Source organism: Corynebacterium gottingense, assembly GCF_002285125.1.
GTDB lineage: Bacteria > Actinomycetota > Actinomycetes > Mycobacteriales > Mycobacteriaceae > Corynebacterium > Corynebacterium gottingense.
The window spans coordinates 451,510-468,474 of sequence record NZ_NSGN01000001.1 but is presented as its reverse complement, the minus strand read 5'-3'; the positions used below and the strand labels follow the sequence as shown (position 1 = coordinate 468,474).

Annotated in this window: 13 protein-coding genes; all 13 read left to right on the top strand. The window is 67.4% G+C overall.

Annotated elements, in window-relative coordinates; all coding sequences use genetic code 11:
- The first annotated feature begins 127 nt into the window (after positions 1 to 127).
- The 13 genes from CKJ82_RS11740 to CKJ82_RS02105 all read left to right on the top strand — a co-directional run bounded on the left by CKJ82_RS11740 (position 128) and on the right by CKJ82_RS02105 (position 16,837).
- The gene (locus CKJ82_RS11740; protein ID WP_165765355.1) at positions 128 to 298 is read left to right on the top strand and encodes an IS3 family transposase; all 171 of its coding nucleotides are present in this window, start codon (positions 128 to 130) and stop codon (positions 296 to 298) included.
- 601 nt (positions 299 to 899) lie between these two features.
- The gene (mraZ, locus tag CKJ82_RS02160) at positions 900 to 1,334 is read left to right on the top strand and encodes a division/cell wall cluster transcriptional repressor MraZ (RefSeq protein WP_038591497.1); all 435 of its coding nucleotides are present in this window, start codon (positions 900 to 902) and stop codon (positions 1,332 to 1,334) included.
- A gap of 211 nt (positions 1,335 to 1,545) precedes the next feature.
- Positions 1,546 to 2,640, top strand: a complete 1,095-nt coding sequence (gene rsmH, locus CKJ82_RS02155; RefSeq protein ID WP_095536853.1) for a 16S rRNA (cytosine(1402)-N(4))-methyltransferase RsmH — start codon at positions 1,546 to 1,548, stop codon at positions 2,638 to 2,640.
- A gap of 37 nt (positions 2,641 to 2,677) precedes the next feature.
- Positions 2,678 to 3,493, top strand: coding sequence for a cell division protein FtsL (ftsL, locus tag CKJ82_RS02150; protein WP_133063995.1), 816 nt, complete (start codon positions 2,678 to 2,680; stop codon positions 3,491 to 3,493).
- A 291-nt stretch (positions 3,494 to 3,784) separates the two neighbouring features.
- The gene (locus tag CKJ82_RS02145) at positions 3,785 to 5,698 is read left to right on the top strand and encodes a peptidoglycan D,D-transpeptidase FtsI family protein (RefSeq protein ID WP_369825032.1); all 1,914 of its coding nucleotides are present in this window, start codon (positions 3,785 to 3,787) and stop codon (positions 5,696 to 5,698) included.
- A gap of 92 nt (positions 5,699 to 5,790) precedes the next feature.
- Positions 5,791 to 7,320 carry a UDP-N-acetylmuramoyl-L-alanyl-D-glutamate--2,6-diaminopimelate ligase gene (locus tag CKJ82_RS02140; RefSeq protein WP_095536827.1) on the top strand — a complete coding sequence of 510 codons (1,530 nt, stop codon included), beginning with the start codon at positions 5,791 to 5,793 and terminating at the stop codon, positions 7,318 to 7,320.
- The gene (locus CKJ82_RS02135) at positions 7,317 to 8,870 is read left to right on the top strand and encodes a UDP-N-acetylmuramoyl-tripeptide--D-alanyl-D-alanine ligase (protein WP_095536826.1); all 1,554 of its coding nucleotides are present in this window, start codon (positions 7,317 to 7,319) and stop codon (positions 8,868 to 8,870) included. The genes CKJ82_RS02140 and CKJ82_RS02135 overlap by 4 nt, the downstream gene beginning before the upstream one ends.
- Positions 8,871 to 8,968: 98 nt before the next feature.
- The gene (gene mraY / locus CKJ82_RS02130) at positions 8,969 to 10,075 is read left to right on the top strand and encodes a phospho-N-acetylmuramoyl-pentapeptide-transferase (RefSeq protein ID WP_095536825.1); all 1,107 of its coding nucleotides are present in this window, start codon (positions 8,969 to 8,971) and stop codon (positions 10,073 to 10,075) included.
- Positions 10,076 to 11,485, top strand: a complete 1,410-nt coding sequence (gene murD / locus CKJ82_RS02125; protein WP_095534883.1) for a UDP-N-acetylmuramoyl-L-alanine--D-glutamate ligase — start codon at positions 10,076 to 10,078, stop codon at positions 11,483 to 11,485.
- A gap of 56 nt (positions 11,486 to 11,541) precedes the next feature.
- Positions 11,542 to 13,116 carry an FtsW/RodA/SpoVE family cell cycle protein gene (locus CKJ82_RS02120; protein ID WP_205691345.1) on the top strand — a complete coding sequence of 525 codons (1,575 nt, stop codon included), beginning with the start codon at positions 11,542 to 11,544 and terminating at the stop codon, positions 13,114 to 13,116.
- Between the two features lie 38 nt (positions 13,117 to 13,154).
- Positions 13,155 to 14,273 carry a UDP-N-acetylglucosamine--N-acetylmuramyl-(pentapeptide) pyrophosphoryl-undecaprenol N-acetylglucosamine transferase gene (locus CKJ82_RS02115; protein ID WP_095536823.1) on the top strand — a complete coding sequence of 373 codons (1,119 nt, stop codon included), beginning with the start codon at positions 13,155 to 13,157 and terminating at the stop codon, positions 14,271 to 14,273.
- Between the two features lie 35 nt (positions 14,274 to 14,308).
- Complete coding sequence (gene murC / locus CKJ82_RS02110) at positions 14,309 to 15,826, top strand: UDP-N-acetylmuramate--L-alanine ligase (RefSeq protein ID WP_095536822.1); 1,518 nt, start codon at positions 14,309 to 14,311, stop codon at positions 15,824 to 15,826.
- Positions 15,827 to 16,837, top strand: coding sequence for a cell division protein FtsQ/DivIB (locus CKJ82_RS02105; protein WP_095536821.1), 1,011 nt, complete (start codon positions 15,827 to 15,829; stop codon positions 16,835 to 16,837).
- The last annotated feature ends 128 nt before the right edge of the window (positions 16,838 to 16,965 follow it).

Sequence of the window (16,965 nt, the reverse complement as noted above, 5' to 3'; positions counted from 1 at the left end):
GCTATATTGAAGGGGCGAAAGCCACCGGGTGGAAACAAGCCATCAACCAACTAGCCGTGGCTTACCCCGACCGATTCGCGGACTACTTGTAAACCAAGCCCCCGCACACAAACAATCGGACACTCTCATGAAACAAGAACTGCTTAAAGGCAGACCCGCCACCAAAAAGATGACGGTGGCACAAATGCGAGACTATATTGACAACTACATCGACTTCTATACCCACACCAGGCTGAAGTCGACGCTAGGCAACGGCTATGTCACCATCGCCGAACACCGCCAAGCACTTGGAGTCTAAACAACAACACACAAGCCCACGGGGCACTCCAACTATTTGTCCGCAGGCCCAATCCTCGCATCTTCGTCATGGTGATCTCGTCAAACGGGCCCGACTTCACCCCGGCAACGCCCTGGGTCGGCCAGACTTCTGCCCCGGTGGCGCATCACCGGTGTTCCCGCGCTCTGGGGCCACCCACTTCGCCCCACCGGGACGCCCCACTTTCTCCCACTCCGCCACTTGTCCCCACCACAGTCGCCATTCGCGGCGGCTGCGCGCACCCGTCTCAGCGATTTTCCTGGGCTTTTACGCTTCGGGCGCGTGGAAGGGACTGGAGGGGCGTGTGGTGATGGTGGGGTAGGGGCGTCGAAAAGCGACCCATGTGGCGCCGAGCCCCAACGGGAAGGGGACCGCGCCCCACCGCCAAACGTGCCCGATGTACAGGAAAAATGCGCGACGCGGGAAGAATTTTCCCGCGTGGTGTGGCGTCAGTGGGGGAAAGTGGGTTAAAGTGGGCCATGCGTGAAGACGTGGCGTGCATCTTGACTACGTGTGCGGCACGAATTGGCGCAGAGAAAATTTCAGAGCCGATTCCGAAGGTGAAGGAGAGGTGGGTCGCCGGATGTTTCTGGGAACCTACACTCCCAAGCTGGACGACAAGGGGCGCCTGACGCTGCCCGCGAAGTTCCGAGAGGGGCTCGCGGACGGGTTGATGGTGACCAAGGGGCAGGATCATTCGCTCGCGGTGTATCCGCGGGAGGAGTTCACCGCCAGGGCCAGAAAGGCTGCGGCGGCGTCCCGGACGAACCCGAAGGCGCGCGCGTTCATTCGTAACCTGGCTGCCAGCGCGGATGAGCAGACGCTCGACGGTTCCGGTCGCATCACGTTGTCGCCGGCGCACCGGGAGTACGCCTCCCTGACGAAGGAGTGCGTGGTCATCGGCTCGGTGGATTTTCTCGAGATTTGGGACGCTGAGTCTTGGGCTCAGTACCAAGAAGAGACTGAAGCCGCCTTCTCGGCGGCGGACGATGACGACATTCTCTCCGGTCTGCTGTAGGGCTGACTACCCGGCAGTGGGCGTGTGACTACTGACGGAGAGCGTGTACGGACTCTGTCCGGGGCGTGAAGCGTTCTGGTGTACTTCCCCGACATCAGAACTGCCGCCCCGGGCAGGGCTCTATGCGCTCCCCATTCGTGGGATTTGGGCGATACGAAAGCGGCAAGCGAGACGGAGGGAGGATCCTCGGATGAATGACAACCTTTCGGCGATGGATTACTCCGTCGCGGCAAATCACGGGCACGTGCCGGTGATGCGCGATCGTATGGCCGAACTGCTGGCGCCGGGCGTCGAAAAGCTTGGGGCGAAGGCAGTGCTTATCGACGCCACACTCGGCGCCGGCGGACACACCGAACACTTCCTCCGCACGTTCCCTGATGCGCGCGTGATCGGCGTGGACCGTGATCCGAACGCGCTGGCGCAAGCGTCGGAGCGGCTCGCCCCGTTCGGTGATCGCTTCGCCCCCGTGCAGGCGCGCTTCGACGACATGGGTGCCGCAATCGCTGACGCCGCCGGCCCCGCCTTCGACCTCGTCCGTGAGGTCGGCGTGGCTGGTGCCCTCTTTGACCTGGGCGTGTCATCGATGCAGCTGGACCAGGAGGAGCGCGGGTTTGCGTACCGCGTGGACGCGCCGCTGGATATGCGGATGGACCCCTCGCACGGTATTACTGCCGCTGACGTGCTGAACACGTACAGCCACGGTGACCTGGCGCGGGTGCTCAAGACCTACGGGGACGAGCGCTTCGCGGGCAAGATCGCGTCCGCGGTGCTTAAGGAGCGTGAGCGGGAGCCGTTCACCACCAGCGCCCGACTGGTGGAGTTGCTGTACAACACGATTCCGGCGGCGACCCGCCGCACAGGTGGCCACCCGGCAAAGCGCACCTTCCAGGCACTTCGCGTCGAGGTCAACGGAGAGCTGGACGCGATCCGCGGCGTGATCCCCGTGGTCACGGACCTGCTCGCGCCTGGCGGACGCGTGGTGTTTATGAGCTACCAGTCCCACGAGGACAAGATCATCAAAGCTGCGTTCCGTGATTTGACCACTTCGAAAACCCCGCCCGGGCTGCCGATGGATTTGCCTGGCACCGCCGCGGAGTTCGCACCGATTACCCACGGTGCGGAGAAGGCTTCCAAAGAAGAAATCGAGCGTAACCCGCGCGCCGCTCCCGTTCGAGTGCGAGGAATAGAGAGACTGTGTGCGGACAACGCCGCACCTGTCTCCGCACCGAACGATTCAGCACCGCAGGAACCGTCACTGCAACGCCCCGCACACCAACTTCCCACCCAACAACTTCCCAACCAGTAGCTGACTCGACTGGACAAGGCCGAAAAGGAATCAGAACATGGGAGCACGAGACTTCACCGCAACAGGATCGACCGACACGCTTGAACGACCAAGCCGCGCCGGCGAATCCGTCGCGCGAGGACGAGCGGGATCGCGCGTGAAGCCGAGCGGGCGCTCCGCAGCGCGCACGACCACGAAGCGCCCCACCCGTACCGGGCACCCGGTCAAGCCGCACGTGCCGCACACCAAGCCGCGCGGCCGCCTCGGCTCGCAGCAGGTGGTCACAGTGCGCGGCCGCCGCGTCGCGGCGCCGGCCGACGCAGCGAAGCGCCGCTTCTCTGTCGTGTCTTCGGTGGGGCTGCCGCTGCTCATCGGCGGCGTCATCATCGCGATGGTGCTGTCCGGCCTGGCCACCAGTCAGTCCTTTGTCATTGAGAAGCTGCAGTCGCAGGAGCGCGATCTGAAGAGCTCGGTGGAAACCCTGAACCGCGACCTCGAGCAGCGTCGCTCCTCCGCGGAGCTGGCGCAAAACGCGGCGGATCAGGGCATGCTCGTCGCCTCCGAGCCGGGCATTGTCGACGTCGCGGCGGACGGCAAGGCCAACACCCGCCGCGAGTTCGACCCGGAGAAGAACGCGAAGGTCATCGACGTCAACAGCGAGAACGCACCCGCTGGCCGCGCTTCCAGTGACAAGAAGGCCACCGCAGAGATCAGCGACGCGCTCACCGCAACCCCGGGTGGCAGCCGCAACGCCGGCCAGCGCCCGTCGGCGGCACCGGCACAGCAGGGGCAGGCAGGACGGTCGGCGCCCCCGGCCCACGCGCAGATTGATAACGTCGCGCCGTACCAACCAAACGTCGCATCAAACTTCTAAGATGAGGTACCTGCACCGGCCAGCTCATCGGTAACAACGCCGGAGAGCCAGGAGGCTCTGCAAACACAAGGAGGACACGTGGTGGAATCGGGGTCGCGACGGCCACGTGGCTCAGCTGCTCGACAGCCTCAGCGAAAGGGCCCCGGCAAGCGCCGGGGAGGGGGAAGCGTGAAGCTGCCGCGGAGCGCGATGGATCAGCGCAAGCTGACCAACGCCCGCGTCAGTTTCGTGGTGGCCGTATTCCTTATCGTCGCGGCCGTGCTGGTCGCTCGTCTCGCGTGGGTTCAGCTCATGTGGGGCCCGGAGCTGCGCGAGCAGGCGCAGACACAGCGCGCCCGCGTCTACGTCGACCCGGCCCGCCGCGGTGACGTCGTTGATCGCGAGGGCAACCAACTCGCTTACACCATGCAGGCGCGCTCCCTGACGGTGTCCCCGGTCGTGCTGCGCCAGGAGCTGGCGGAGTTGGAGACGTACAAGATGCGCCAGGACGACGTCTCCGAATCCGACATCGAGCAGCAGCTCGACGCTCGCGTCGAGGACCGCCTGCGCCAGATGGCGAACTCGATCCCGCTGGCCATTGAGCACCGCGTCGTGCTCCGCGAGCCGGAGGAGGGAGAGGACTCGCTCGACGTGCTGAGCGACCTGGACGGCCTCGAGCTGCCCAAGTCCAGCGGCGCGAAGCCCAGCGCAAAGGCGGGGAACCAGAATGCTGCCGAAAACGCGGGGCCGGATGCCCAAGAAAGTTCGGTCAAGCCGAAGGACATCCTGGACAAGCTGCACTCGGACTCCAACTACGAAGTGCTCGTCCGCAACGTCGACCCAGACGTTGCCGGCGCGCTGGCCCGCACGTTCCACGGCCTTGCCGCGGACAACCAGGACATCCGCCAATACCCGAACGGCGCGATTGGCGAGAACATTATTGGAAAGGTCTCCATGGACGGCCAAGGTCAGTTCGGCCTTGAGGCATCGAGCGACGCCGCGCTGACCGGCATCAACGGCCGCTCCACAGAGGATGTCGCCGCCGGCGGCACCGCAATCCCGGGCACGTTGCGAGATGTCGTCCCCGCCGTCGACGGCGCACGCGTCGAGCTCACCGTGGATCTGGACCTGCAGACCTACGTGCAGCAGACCCTCGAGCAGGCGAAGCGCAACTCCGAGGCAAAGGACGCGCAGGCGGTCGTGCTCGACGCCCACACCGGCGAGGTCCTGGCGATGGCCAACACCGACACGATCGACCCGAACGGCGACTTGAACAAGCAGCTCAAGGAGGGCCGCGACTTTGAAAACAACGCGGTCTCGCACCCGTTCGAGCCGGGCTCGGTGGCCAAGATCATCACCGCTGCTGCCTCGATCGAGGAGGGTACGACCAACCCGGAGGAGGTCCACCAGGTCCCGGGCTCCATCGACATGGCCGGGGTGACGGTCGCAGACGCTTGGCAGCACGACGTCATGCCGTACACCACCGCCGGCATCTTTGGTAAGTCCTCCAACGTGGGCACCCTGCAGCTCGCGCAGCGCCTCGGCGAGGAGCGCTATTGGGACTACCTGCAGCGCTTCGGCCTGGGCAAGACCACGGGCATCGAGCTGCCCAACGAGTCCGCCGGCATCGTCCCCGTCCTGGAGCAGTGGTCCGGCGGCACCTTTGCCAATCTCCCGATCGGCCAGGGAATGAGCTGGTCCGCGCTGCAAATGGCCAGCGTGTTCCAGACCCTGGCCAACGGCGGCGAGCGCGTCGAACCGCGCGTGATCAAGCAGATCACCGGCCCGGACGGCGAGCAGATCGAGCAGCCCGCACCAGCGACCAACCGCGTGGTCAGCGAAGAAACCGCGCGCACCGTCGTGGATATGTTCCGGGCCACCTTCCAGTCCGACCCGGCCGGTGTACAAAACGGTACCGCCCAGGGCAACGAGATCGAGGGCTACCAGCTCTCCGGCAAGACCGGCACTGCGCAGAAGGTCGACCCGGACACGGGCGCGTACTCACAGAGTCAGTACTGGATCACGTTCGCGGGCATCGCGCCTGCCGACGATCCGCGCTTCGTTGTTGCCATCATGCTTGATGAGCCGACGCGCGGCCCCCTCGAAGGCGGCGCCGGCGGCCAGTCCGCCGCGCCGGTGTTCAAGGACATCGCCGCCTGGCTGCTCAACCACGAGAACATCCCGCCGAGCCCGGAGGCGAAGCCGTATGTGCTGCAGCAGCAGTAAGGTGCGTGGTGCAGTGCCCAACGCCTAGTGCCCAGCGCCCAGTCACGACACAACTTAATAGCCAGCAGCAACCGCCAACACAAGGAGGCCACATGAACACCGAAGCACCCACGCTGCAGCACCTCGCGCAGATCGCCGGGGCGCGCGTGGTCAACCCGCCCGCCGACGACACGCAGATCGCCTCGATCAGCCTCGACTCCACCGCGATCGAGCCGGGCGGGCTGTTCGCGGCGCTGCCCGGCACCCGCGTCCACGGCGCGTCGTTCGCCGAGGGCTCGCAGGCGGGGGCAATGCTTACCGACGCCGCCGGCCTGGACATCATCGCCGCCACCGGAGACGAGCGGCCCGTGCTGGTCGTCGAGGACGTCCGCGCCGTGCTCGGCGAGGTGTCGGCAGAGGTCTACGGGTGGCCGTCGAAAAGCATGCTCCTGCTCGGCGTGACCGGGACCTCCGGCAAGACGACAACGACGTATTTGCTCGAGCGCGGGCTGACCGCTGCGGGGCACAAGGTGGGGCTGATCGGCACGACGGGCACGCGGATTGCGGGGCGCGACGTCCCGTCGAAGCTGACCACCCCGGAAGCGCCGGCGCTGCAGGCGCTGTTTGCGCGGATGCGGGACGAAGGTGTGACCCACGTGGTGATGGAGGTGTCCTCGCACGCGCTGATGCTCGGCCGAGTCGGCGGCACTGATTTCGACGTCGCCGGGTTTACCAACCTGAGCCAGGATCACCTCGACTTCCACCCGACGATGGAGGACTACTTCGAGGCGAAGGCGTTGTTCTTCGACCCGGCGTCGCCGATCGCGGCGGCGAAGAGTGTGGTGTGCGTGGATGATGAGTGGGGCGAGCGGATGGCCCAGCGCGCCGCGCACCCCGTCACCGTGGGGACCCACGCCCAGGAAGGCCTCGACGTGCAGGCCCGCCAGGTCTCTGTGGAGGAGAGCGGCGCGCAGCACATTGCGCTGACCCACGACGGACACGACTACGAGTTCCGGCTGCCCATGCCGGGCGCGTTCAACGTGGCCAACGCCGCGCTGGCGGTGGGGATGGCCACCACCTGCGGCGTGGCCGCCGAGCCGTTCATCCAGGGGCTCGCCAACGCCGCGGTGCCCGGCCGTATGGAACGCATCGACGCCGGCCAGGACTTTGTCGCGGTCGTGGACTACGCGCACAAGCCAGCCGCGATCGCCGCGGTGCTGCAGACACTGCGCAAGCAAGTTGACGGCCGCGTGGGCATTGTCGTTGGCGCGGGCGGCGACCGCGACTCGTCCAAGCGCGCGATTATGGGCGCGGAGGCCGCCCGCGGCGCGGATTTTGTTGTGGTGGCGGATGATAACCCGCGCACGGAAGACCCGGCCACGATTCGCGCGGCGGTGCGCAAGGGCGCGGAGGACGCCGCCGGAGCAGACACCGAGATCCGGGAGAACGACTCGCGCGCCGGTGCCATTGACGAGCTGGTCGCCTGGGCGCAGCCCGGCGACGCGATCGTGGTGGTTGGCAAGGGCCACGAGGTCGGCCAGATCGTGGGAACCACGACCCACCACTTTGATGACAGGGAAGAGATGCGCCGCGCGCTGGCCGAGCACGGCTACGCGGCGGGAGCCGAGAAGGAGCACGCATGATACCGCTGAGCCTGGCAACAATCGCTGAGATCACCGGCGGGACGCTGAGCCCGGAGGCCGACCCGGACGCGGTGGTCACCGGCAACGTCGAGTTCGACTCGCGCAAGCTGGTGCCCGGCGGCCTGTTCGTAGCGCTTCGGGGCGCGCGGGTGGACGGCCACGACTTCGCTAAGGCCGCGGTGCGCGACGGTGCGGTCGCCGCACTCACCGCGCGCGAGGTGGGCGTCCCCGCCATCATCGTGCCGGAGGTCCCGCCCCGCGAGGGCGACAACTCGGACTTGGCTGCCGGCGACCCGGACGGATCCACCGCGGGCGTCGTCCAGGGCATGAGCAAGCTCGCCGCCTACGTGGCGCGGGAGTTGAGCGCGACCCACAACCTGACCATCGCCGGGGTGACCGGTTCCGCCGGCAAGACATCGACCAAGGACCTCATGGCCACGCTGCTCACGCGCGCTGGAGAGACGGTAGCGCCCCCGGGGTCGTTTAATAATGAGATCGGTCACCCCTACACGGTGCTGCGCTGCACTGAAGACACGGACTTTTTGGTCGCGGAGATGTCCGCACGCGGCATCGGGCACATTGCCCACCTGGCCAAGATCGCCCCGCCACAGATCGGCGTTGTGCTCAACGTCGGCTCCGCCCACATTGGCGAGTTCGGATCGCGCGAGAACATCGCCCTGGCCAAGGGCGAGCTCGTGGAGGCGCTGCCGTCGGCGGAAGAAGGCGGCGTGGCGGTCCTCAACGCGGACGACGACCTGGTCTCCGCCATGGCGTCGCGCACCAACGCGCGAGTCGTCACTTTTTCCACGCACCCGCGCGGCGGCGATTTCTACGCCACCGACATCACCCTGGACGCCATCGCTCGCGCGTCCTTCGTCCTGCACTGCCCGGACGCGGAACCCCAGCGCGTCTCGCTCGGGGTCTTTGGTGCCCACCAGGTGTCCAACGCGCTGGCCGCCGCGGCGGTCGGCGTCCAGGCCGGGCTCGACGCGGCCCAAGTGGCCGAGGCACTCAGCGCCGCCCGCTCCGTGTCGGTCAACCGCATGGACGTGAACACGCGCGAGGACGGCGTCACCGTGATCAATGATGCCTACAACGCCAACCCAGAATCCATGCGCGCCGGCATCGCGGCGCTGGGCTACACCGCTGCCGCCCGCCCCGGGGTGCGCTCCGTCGCGGTGCTCGGCGAGATGGGGGAGCTGGGCAGCGACGCGGTCGCCGCCCACGCCGCCCTCGCCGAGGAACTCGGGCGCTACCACGTCACCCACCTCATCGCCGTCGGACATACCGCGCCGATTGAGGCGCTGCTGCTCGGGTCGCAACAACACGGCATCCAGGCCCAACAGGTCGCGGATGCGCAGGAGGCCACCGCCGCCGTGCGACGGCTGCTGTCCGCCGCGCCGCCGGGCGAGTCGGGCTGGGAACACCGCGCCGATCGCGACGTGGTGCTGGTGAAGGCCTCCAACGCGGTCAAGCTGTGGAGGGTCGCCGAGGAACTTCTGGCGGGTCATCGCTTAAGGGACGACCAACGCAATTATCCTCGTAGCTGATCTGTCTTCGTCGCCGTAGGTGGCGGGTGGGCGTCGATAAGCATGCGTCCAGCGCTCAACAACTCAACAGTAAAAATTTCTAGCAAGGTTGCACTTCAATGGTTCAAGTCTTAAGCGCAGGGATTATCAGCTTCCTCGTGGCCATTTTCCTGACGCCCGTGCTCATTCGGTATTTCCACCGGCGGGCCATGGGGCAGGAGATCCGTGAGGACGGCCCGCAGTCCCACGCGCGCAAGCGCGGCACGCCGACGATGGGCGGTATCGCGATCCTCGTTGCCATTACCGTCAGCTACATTCTCAGCTCGCTGATCGCGCTGTTTACCGGGCACGAGGCGTTCACCGCCAGCGGCCTCATCGTGCTTGGACTGACCCTGTCGCTCGGCCTCGTTGGGTTTGCGGACGACGGCATCAAGCTGTTCATGCACCGCAACCTGGGCCTGAACAAGACCGCGAAGCTGGTAGCGCAGCTGGCCATCGCGCTCACCTTTGGCATTCTCATCTTGCAGTTCCCGGACAACGAGGGGCTGACCCCCGGCTCAACCGCGCTGAGCTTCGTGCGAGACATTGAAACGATCGACCTGGCGGTCGGCGGCGGCGTCCTCGGCACGCTTGTCTTCCTCGTGTTCATCTACATCCTGCTCGCGGCCTGGTCCAACGCGGTCAACCTCACCGACGGCCTCGACGGTCTCGCCTCGGGCACGACCGCACTGGTGATGTCCGCGTACGTGGCCATCACGTTCTGGCAGTTCCGTAACTCCTGCTCGCTGTCCGCAACCCCCGGCTGCTACGCGGTCCGCGACCCGCTCGACCTGGCCATCCTCGCCGCCGCCGGCTTTGGTGCCTGCATCGGCTTCCTGTGGTGGAACGCGGCGCCGGCCAAGATCTTCATGGGTGACACCGGATCGCTCGCGCTCGGCGGACTGGTTGCGGGGCTCTCCGTGGCCTCTCGCACCGAGCTGCTCATGATCGTGGTTGGCGCGCTGTTTGTCATGGAGGCAGGCTCTGTGGTCATCCAGGTCGCGTCGTACAAGACGACCGGCAAGCGCGTGTTCCGCATGGCGCCGTTCCACCACCACTTTGAAAACGGCGGTTGGGCCGAGACCACCGTGGTGGTTCGCTTCTGGATCATCTCCGCTATGGCCGTCGCGCTCGGTCTCGCGCTGTTCTACGGCGAGTGGCTCACGCAAGACGGGGTGAGCGCGTAAATGGCCTCCCAGATGCAGGGGCACATGCTTATCGACGCCCCCGTGCTCGTCGCCGGAGCCGGCGTCTCCGGCCTCGGCGCGGCCCGCATGCTCTCCGCCCTTGGGGTGGAGTACACGGTCGCGGATGACAGCGCGGCTGGCCGCGACGCGGTCCGCGATGCCACCGGCGCTCCCGTCATCACGACCGCGGAGGCGGCCGAGCGCTTCGCCAACTTTGCCACCGTGGTGACGTCCCCCGGCTGGCGCCCGGACACCCCGCTCCTTGTGGAGGCCGCTCAGGCCGGCCTCGAGGTCATCGGGGACGTGGAACTGTGCTTCCGGCTCGACCGCGCGGGCGCGTTCGGCGCACCGCGCGATTGGCTGGTGGTCACTGGCACGAACGGCAAGACCACCACCACCGGCATGCTCGCCTCCATCATGACGCAGTGCGGGAGAGACACCGGCAAGCGTGCGCAGGCCTGCGGCAACATCGGCGTGGCCGTCGCAGACGCGCTGCTGGCCGAGGAACGCGTCGACGTGCTGGTGGCGGAGCTCTCCAGCTTCCAGCTGCACTGGTCCAGCCAGCTCGTCCCCGATGCGGGCGTGCTGCTCAACCTCGCGGACGACCACCTGGATTGGCACGGATCCTTTGCCAACTACGCGTCCGACAAGGCGAAAGTGCTGCGCGCGCCCAGCGCAGTCGCCGGCGCAGACGACCCGGAAGTGACCAAACTGGTGGCGGCAACCGGCCGAGACGACGTCATCGGCTTCACGCTGCGTGCCCCCGAGCCCGGGCAGGTCGGCGTGGAGGGCGGTCGGCTGGTCTCTCGCTGGAAGAGCGACGATCCCGCGGACCTCGCTTCCGCCACGCGCATCCAGCCCCCGGGGGCCGCGGGCGTGCTCGACGCCGCCGCCGCGGCGGCGGTGGCGCTCACCCAGGGTGCGACGCCCGCCCACATCCAGGACGGGTTGGACGCGTACCGCGTGGCCGACCACCGCGGCGCCGTCGTCCACAGTGGTGGGGGCGTGGATTGGGTGGACAACTCCAAGGCCACCAACCCGCACGCCGCCCACTCCGCGCTGTCGGGCGCGGGCACCGTCGTGTGGGTCGCGGGCGGACAGCTCAAGGGCGCAAGCGTGGACGAGCTCATCCACGAGCACTCCGCACAGTTCCGCGCTGTGGCGCTCATGGGGACAGACCGCGAAATCCTGCGCGACGCGCTGCAGCGGCTCGCCCCGCAGGTGCCCATATTTGTCACGGAGAGCACCGACCCGGCCGAAGCGATGGACAACGTGGTTGAGTTCGCAGCTTCCGTAGCGCAGCCTGGGGATTCCGTGTTATTAGCCCCGGCTGCTGCAAGTTTGGATATGTATTCCGGAATGTCAGCGCGTGGCGACGAATTTCGCGCCGCAGCAATGAGACACTGCTAACACGAGTAACACGAACCACGCTGGTTGAAACGACGAAAGGCCACAGGACGCATTCGATGACGCTGAAACCAGACAATCACAGGAGGTCGGAGCGCCCGGCCGGGGCGACTCGCGGGCGCCGCCCCGCCGAGCGCTCCAGCGCCGCGGTCCGACAGGAGTCCCGACTTGGCAACGCCTCGCGTCGCCTGGGCGAGTTCATGGATTCGCGCCCCCTGCTGGATTACACCATGATCCGCACTGTGGTGCTCGTCCTCGCCGGCCTCGGCGTCGTGATGGTGCTCAGCTCATCCATGGCCATGTCGGTGGCGAACAACCAGGCGCCGTGGAGCATCGCACTGCGCCAGCTCCTCATGGTCATCGGCGGCCTGATCGCTTTTTGGGCCGCGCTGAAGATCCCGCCGTCCCGTTTGCACAAGCTCAGCGTCGTGCTCATGTGGTTGGCGGTTCTCCTGCTCATCGCGGTGCTTACGCCGCTGGGCACGGGTAAGGAATCGGTGGGCTCGCAGTCCTGGCTCGAGCTCGGGCCGCTGCGCTTGCAGCCCTCGGAGCTCGCCCGCATCGCCATTGCAATCTGGGGCGCACAAGAGGTGGCCAACAAGGACGCGACGCGCCCGCTGCAGGCCGGAACCGGAACGCTGCGTTTCACCGTCGTCTCGGTCACCTGCCTAGCGCTGATCGCGGCGCAGGGCGACTTCGGCATGGCGGTCTCGTTCGCGCTCGTTGTCGCGTTCATCCTGCTCTTCGCGGGCATCTCGTGGCGCACGATCGGCATCTTTGCCGGCATCGGCGCGATCTTCCTCTTCAGTCAGTTCGCGGCGGGCGGCTTCCGTTCCAACCGCTTCCACGTCTACTTCGACGCGCTCCTCGGTCACTTCGAGGACACGCGCGGCATCGCGTTCCAGTCGCACCAGGGCTTTCTTTCGCTTGCCGACGGTGCCCTCTTCGGCGTCGGACTCGGCCAATCTCGCGCCAAGTGGTTCTACCTCCCGGAGGCGCAAAATGACTTCATCTTCGCCGTCATCGGTGAGGAGCTTGGCTTGTGGGGCGGCGCGCTGGTGATCTGCCTGTTCGCCATGCTCGGCTACTTCGGCCTGCGGGCCGCGCGCCGCGCGCAGACGCAGGAGCAGCGGCTCATGGCTGCCTCGCTGGCGGCCGCTGTGGTCTCCCAGGCGTTCATTAACATCGGCTACGTCGTCGGCCTCCTGCCCGTGACCGGCATCCAGCTGCCGATGCTCTCCGCGGGTGGCACGTCCGCGGTGATCACGTTCGGCGCCATGGGCGTGCTCGCCTCGGTGGCGCGCCACGAGCCGGATGCGGTTTCCGCGATGCAGAACTACGGGCGTCCGCTCTTTGACCAACTGTTGTTGATTGGGGAGCCGCGGCCCGTCGATAAGCAAGGCACCCCGCGCCCGAAGACCGCATCGCGGAAGCGCGAAGGGTCGCGCTCGGGGCGCGTCGTTCGACCGAACCAGCGCGACGCGCGCTTCGGCACACCCGTCACGGCGCGCGGCGCGGCGGGGGCCGGTCGCCGCACCGACGACGAACGAGGTCGCCCGAGCAGGCGCCGCGAGCAGGCACGCTACGATGAACCACGAAACAGCGCTCGCAGGGGCGAGCGCCGGGCCGGCTAACGCTGCCGGTCAGCGACGTGAAAGGCGGAAATACGGCAATGGCTGAAACGCACGACGGAGACGGTACCGAGCTCAACACCCAGCTCAATGTGGTGGTAGCCGGAGGCGGCACCGCGGGCCACATCGAGCCCGCGCTCGCGGTCGGCGAGGTCCTGCGCGACACATATGGCGCGCGCGTCGTCGCTCTGGGCACGGAGAAAGGGTTGGAGACGACCATTGTGCCCGCGCGAGGATTCGAGCTCGAGCTCATTGACCCGGTGCCGATGCCCCGCAAACAGCCGCTGAAGTGGGCAGGCATCCCGCTGAAGCTGCGCCGCGCGGTGCGTCAAACCGCGGACATCATGAAGGAGAGCGGCGCGGACGTGGTCTTCGGCACCGGCGGATACGTCGCCGGCCCCGCGTACCTGGCCGCGCGCCAGCTGCGCCTGCCGTTCTTTGTCCTGGAGACCAACGCGCTTGCTGGTATGGCGAACAAGCTCGGCGTGCGACTCGGCGGCATTGGACTCAACGCCGTGCCGAACTCGGGCATGGCCGGCGACGTCGTCGGGATCCCCGTGCGCCCGGGCGTGGGCGACGACCCGGACGGGGCGAAGGCCGAGCGCGGATACAAGATGTGGGACCTGGACCCCAACACGAAGACGGTCCTGGTCACCGGCGGGTCCCAGGGCGCGGTGAACATTAACCGCGCGCTTGCCGGCGCGGTGGAGCGGATCACCGGCGCGGGGTTCCAGGTCCTGCACGCGTACGGCCGCAAGAACGACGCTCCCGTGACCATGAACGGCTACACGGCCGTGCCGTACATCGACGATATGGAGGCCGCGTACGCTGTCGCGGACCTCGTGGTCTGCCGCTCCGGCGCCATGACCGTGGCAGAGAACTCCGCCGCAGGACTGCCCGCGATCTACATCCCGCTGCCGCACGGCAACGGCGAGCAGGGGCTCAACTCCGCGCACCTTGTTGCCACCGGGGCCGCAGTGCGTATCGACGACGCGTCGCTCACCCCCGACGCCCTCGCCGAAGAAGTCCTGGGAATCCTGAGCAGCCCGGACCGTTACCAAGAGATGCGCAGCGCCCTCGAAACCTCGGGCGCTGGCAACGTGGCCGAGGAACTCGCGCGGCGCATCACCAAGGCCGCCGCCCGCAGCGCTCACCAGTAGCCCCCGCCGATTCACCCGATTAGAAGGAGACCCCAATGACGCCGACGACTACCCCGGGCGCTTCCGACCCGGCCGAGACCACAATCGACCTCTCCCGCGTCCACCTCATCGGCATCGGCGGCGCCGGCATGTCCGGCGTGGCCCACATCCTGCTCGACCGCGGCTCCGTGGTCACCGGTTCGGACGTGAAGGAGTCGCGCCCGGTCCGCGCGCTGCGCTTGCAGGGCGCGGAGGTGGCCATTGGCCACGCGCGCGAAAACCTCGAGCTTTCCGGTGAGCTCCCGACCGTCGTGGTGACCAGCTTCGCTGCGATCCCCAAGGACAACCCGGAGCTGGTGCGTGCTGCCGAGGAGAGAATCCCGGTGATCCGCCGCTCCGATCTGCTGGGCGAGCTCATGGAGGGCTACACCCAGGTGCTCCTCGCCGGGACGCACGGCAAGACGTCCACCACGTCCATGGCGGTGGTGGCGCTGCAGGCGGCCGGGGTGGACCCCTCCTTTGCCATTGGTGGTCAGCTCAACCGCGCCGGCACGAACGCCCACCACGGAGCCGGCGACGTGTTCGTAGCCGAGGCGGACGAGTCGGACGCGTCGCTGCTTCGCTACAAGCCGAACGTCGCGGTGATTACCAACATCGAGCCCGACCACCTCGACTTCTTCAAAACCGACGAGGCGTACTTCCAGGTCTTCGACGACTTCGCCGACCGCGTCCAGCCCGGCGGCCACCTCGTGGTCTGCCTGGACGACCCGCACGCAGCCGAGTGCGGTGAGCACGCCGCCGCCCGAGGCGTGAACGTGCTCGGCTACGGCACCGCGGAGGCCGTCGCGGCCCACCCCGACGTCCCCGCCGGCGCCGTGATCACCGAGGAAACGGTGGAAGGCTCCTACGTCACGACGACTGTGGAGCTGAACGTGCCCGAACACACCGCCACGGTGCGCTATCAGCTCAGTGTCCCGGGCCGCCACATGGTGCTCAACTCCGCGGCCGCGCTGCTCGCAGGCGTGCTTGCCGGCGCCGACCCGGAGAAGCTGGGGGAGGGGCTCACCGACTTTTCCGGCGTGCGCCGCCGCTTCGAATTCCGCGGCCAGGTCGAGGGCGGCGACTTCGACGGCGTGCGCGTCTACGACGACTACGCCCACCACCCGACCGAGGTCAACGCGGTGCTCACCGCCGCGCGCGACAAGGTGACCACCGAGGGCAACGGCGCGCGCGTCATCGTCTGCTTCCAGCCGCACCTCTACTCCCGCACCGAAGCCTTCGCCGAGGAGTTCGCCCAGGCCCTTTCGCTTGCCGACGCCTGCGTCGTCCTCGACATCTACGGCGCCCGCGAAACCCCCGTGGAGGGTGTGACCTCGCGGATCATCACCGACCGTATCGCGGACGGGACCGAGGTCCGCCTGGAGCCCGACTTCTCCGCGGCGCCGCGGACGGTGGCGTCCCTGACGAAGCCGGGCGACCTCGTGCTGACGATGGGAGCCGGCAGTGTGACGCTGCTCGCGCCGGAGATCCTCCGCGAGCTCTCGGGCAACGCGACGCCGGGCGCGGAGGCCTAAATGTCCACCGCGATCGGCAGTTCCGGCACCCCGGACCCGGAGGAGCCCCAAGACACTCAAGACATCCAAGACACCCAAGATCCGCAAGACTCGCAAGAATTAGACGACTCGCGCGAGGAGCCGCAGACCCCGGAGGACGCCTCCGACGTCGACCCCGCGGACGAGGGTGAGCTCGACCCGGAGGAGTGGGACGAGACCGAGCCGGAGCCCGAACCGGAGCCCGAGCCGGGTGAGACATCCAGCCACGTACACGCGCGTGCCCAAGAGACGACCGCTGCGCCGCGCGCCGAAGCGGCAGCCGAGGAGACTCCGGCACCGGTCGACGACGCGGCGTCGCGCGCCAAGCGCATGCGGAGGCGTCGTCGCGCCGTCGGCTCCGTGGCCCTCGCCGTTGTGGTCATCGGCGTCGTGGGCGCGATCATGCCGTTTACCCCGATGATGCCGGTCCACGGGATCAACGTGGACGGCACCCAGAACCTCAGCACCGGCGAGGTCCAGGACCTCACCGGGATCGAGCCGGAGACGCCGATGGGCCGGGTGGACGTGCAGGGTGCCGCGCAGCGCGTCGCCGGGAACCCGTGGGTGAGCTCCGTGACTGTCAAGCGCGACTGGCCGAGCGCCATCGACGTCGTGGTGGACGAGCACAAGCCGGTCGCGTTTGTCACCGAGGATGACGGCGCGCACTTGATCGACGACGAAGGCAAGGACTTCATTGTCGCCGAGCCCCCGGCGGGCGCGATGGAGCTGGTTGGGCCCGGAATCGGTGATGAGGAGGGGAAGCGGCACGCGGTGGAGATCGCGGCGTCGATAAGCGATAAAGCCCGTGGCGAGGTCGAGTCTCTGGAGGCGCGCGGGCCGTACGAGTACGTGCTGCACGTAGCCGGCGGGCGGCAAGTGACGTGGGGTGCTGCGGAGGACAACATGAATAAGGCGCTCGCGCTTGAGACCGTGCTGCAGCTGGAGGGCACGGAGTTCAATATCTCGAACCCGGAACTCGTCACGTCGCGGTAAAACCCCAGGTCAAAACTCTAAAGTAGAGGTTGAGGGTCGTGACACGCCGGAGGAGAAAACAAAAATCTCCGTTGTGTCATTCATGATGGAACGCGTTAGAAAGCAACCACTCCTCACTGTTTGAAAGG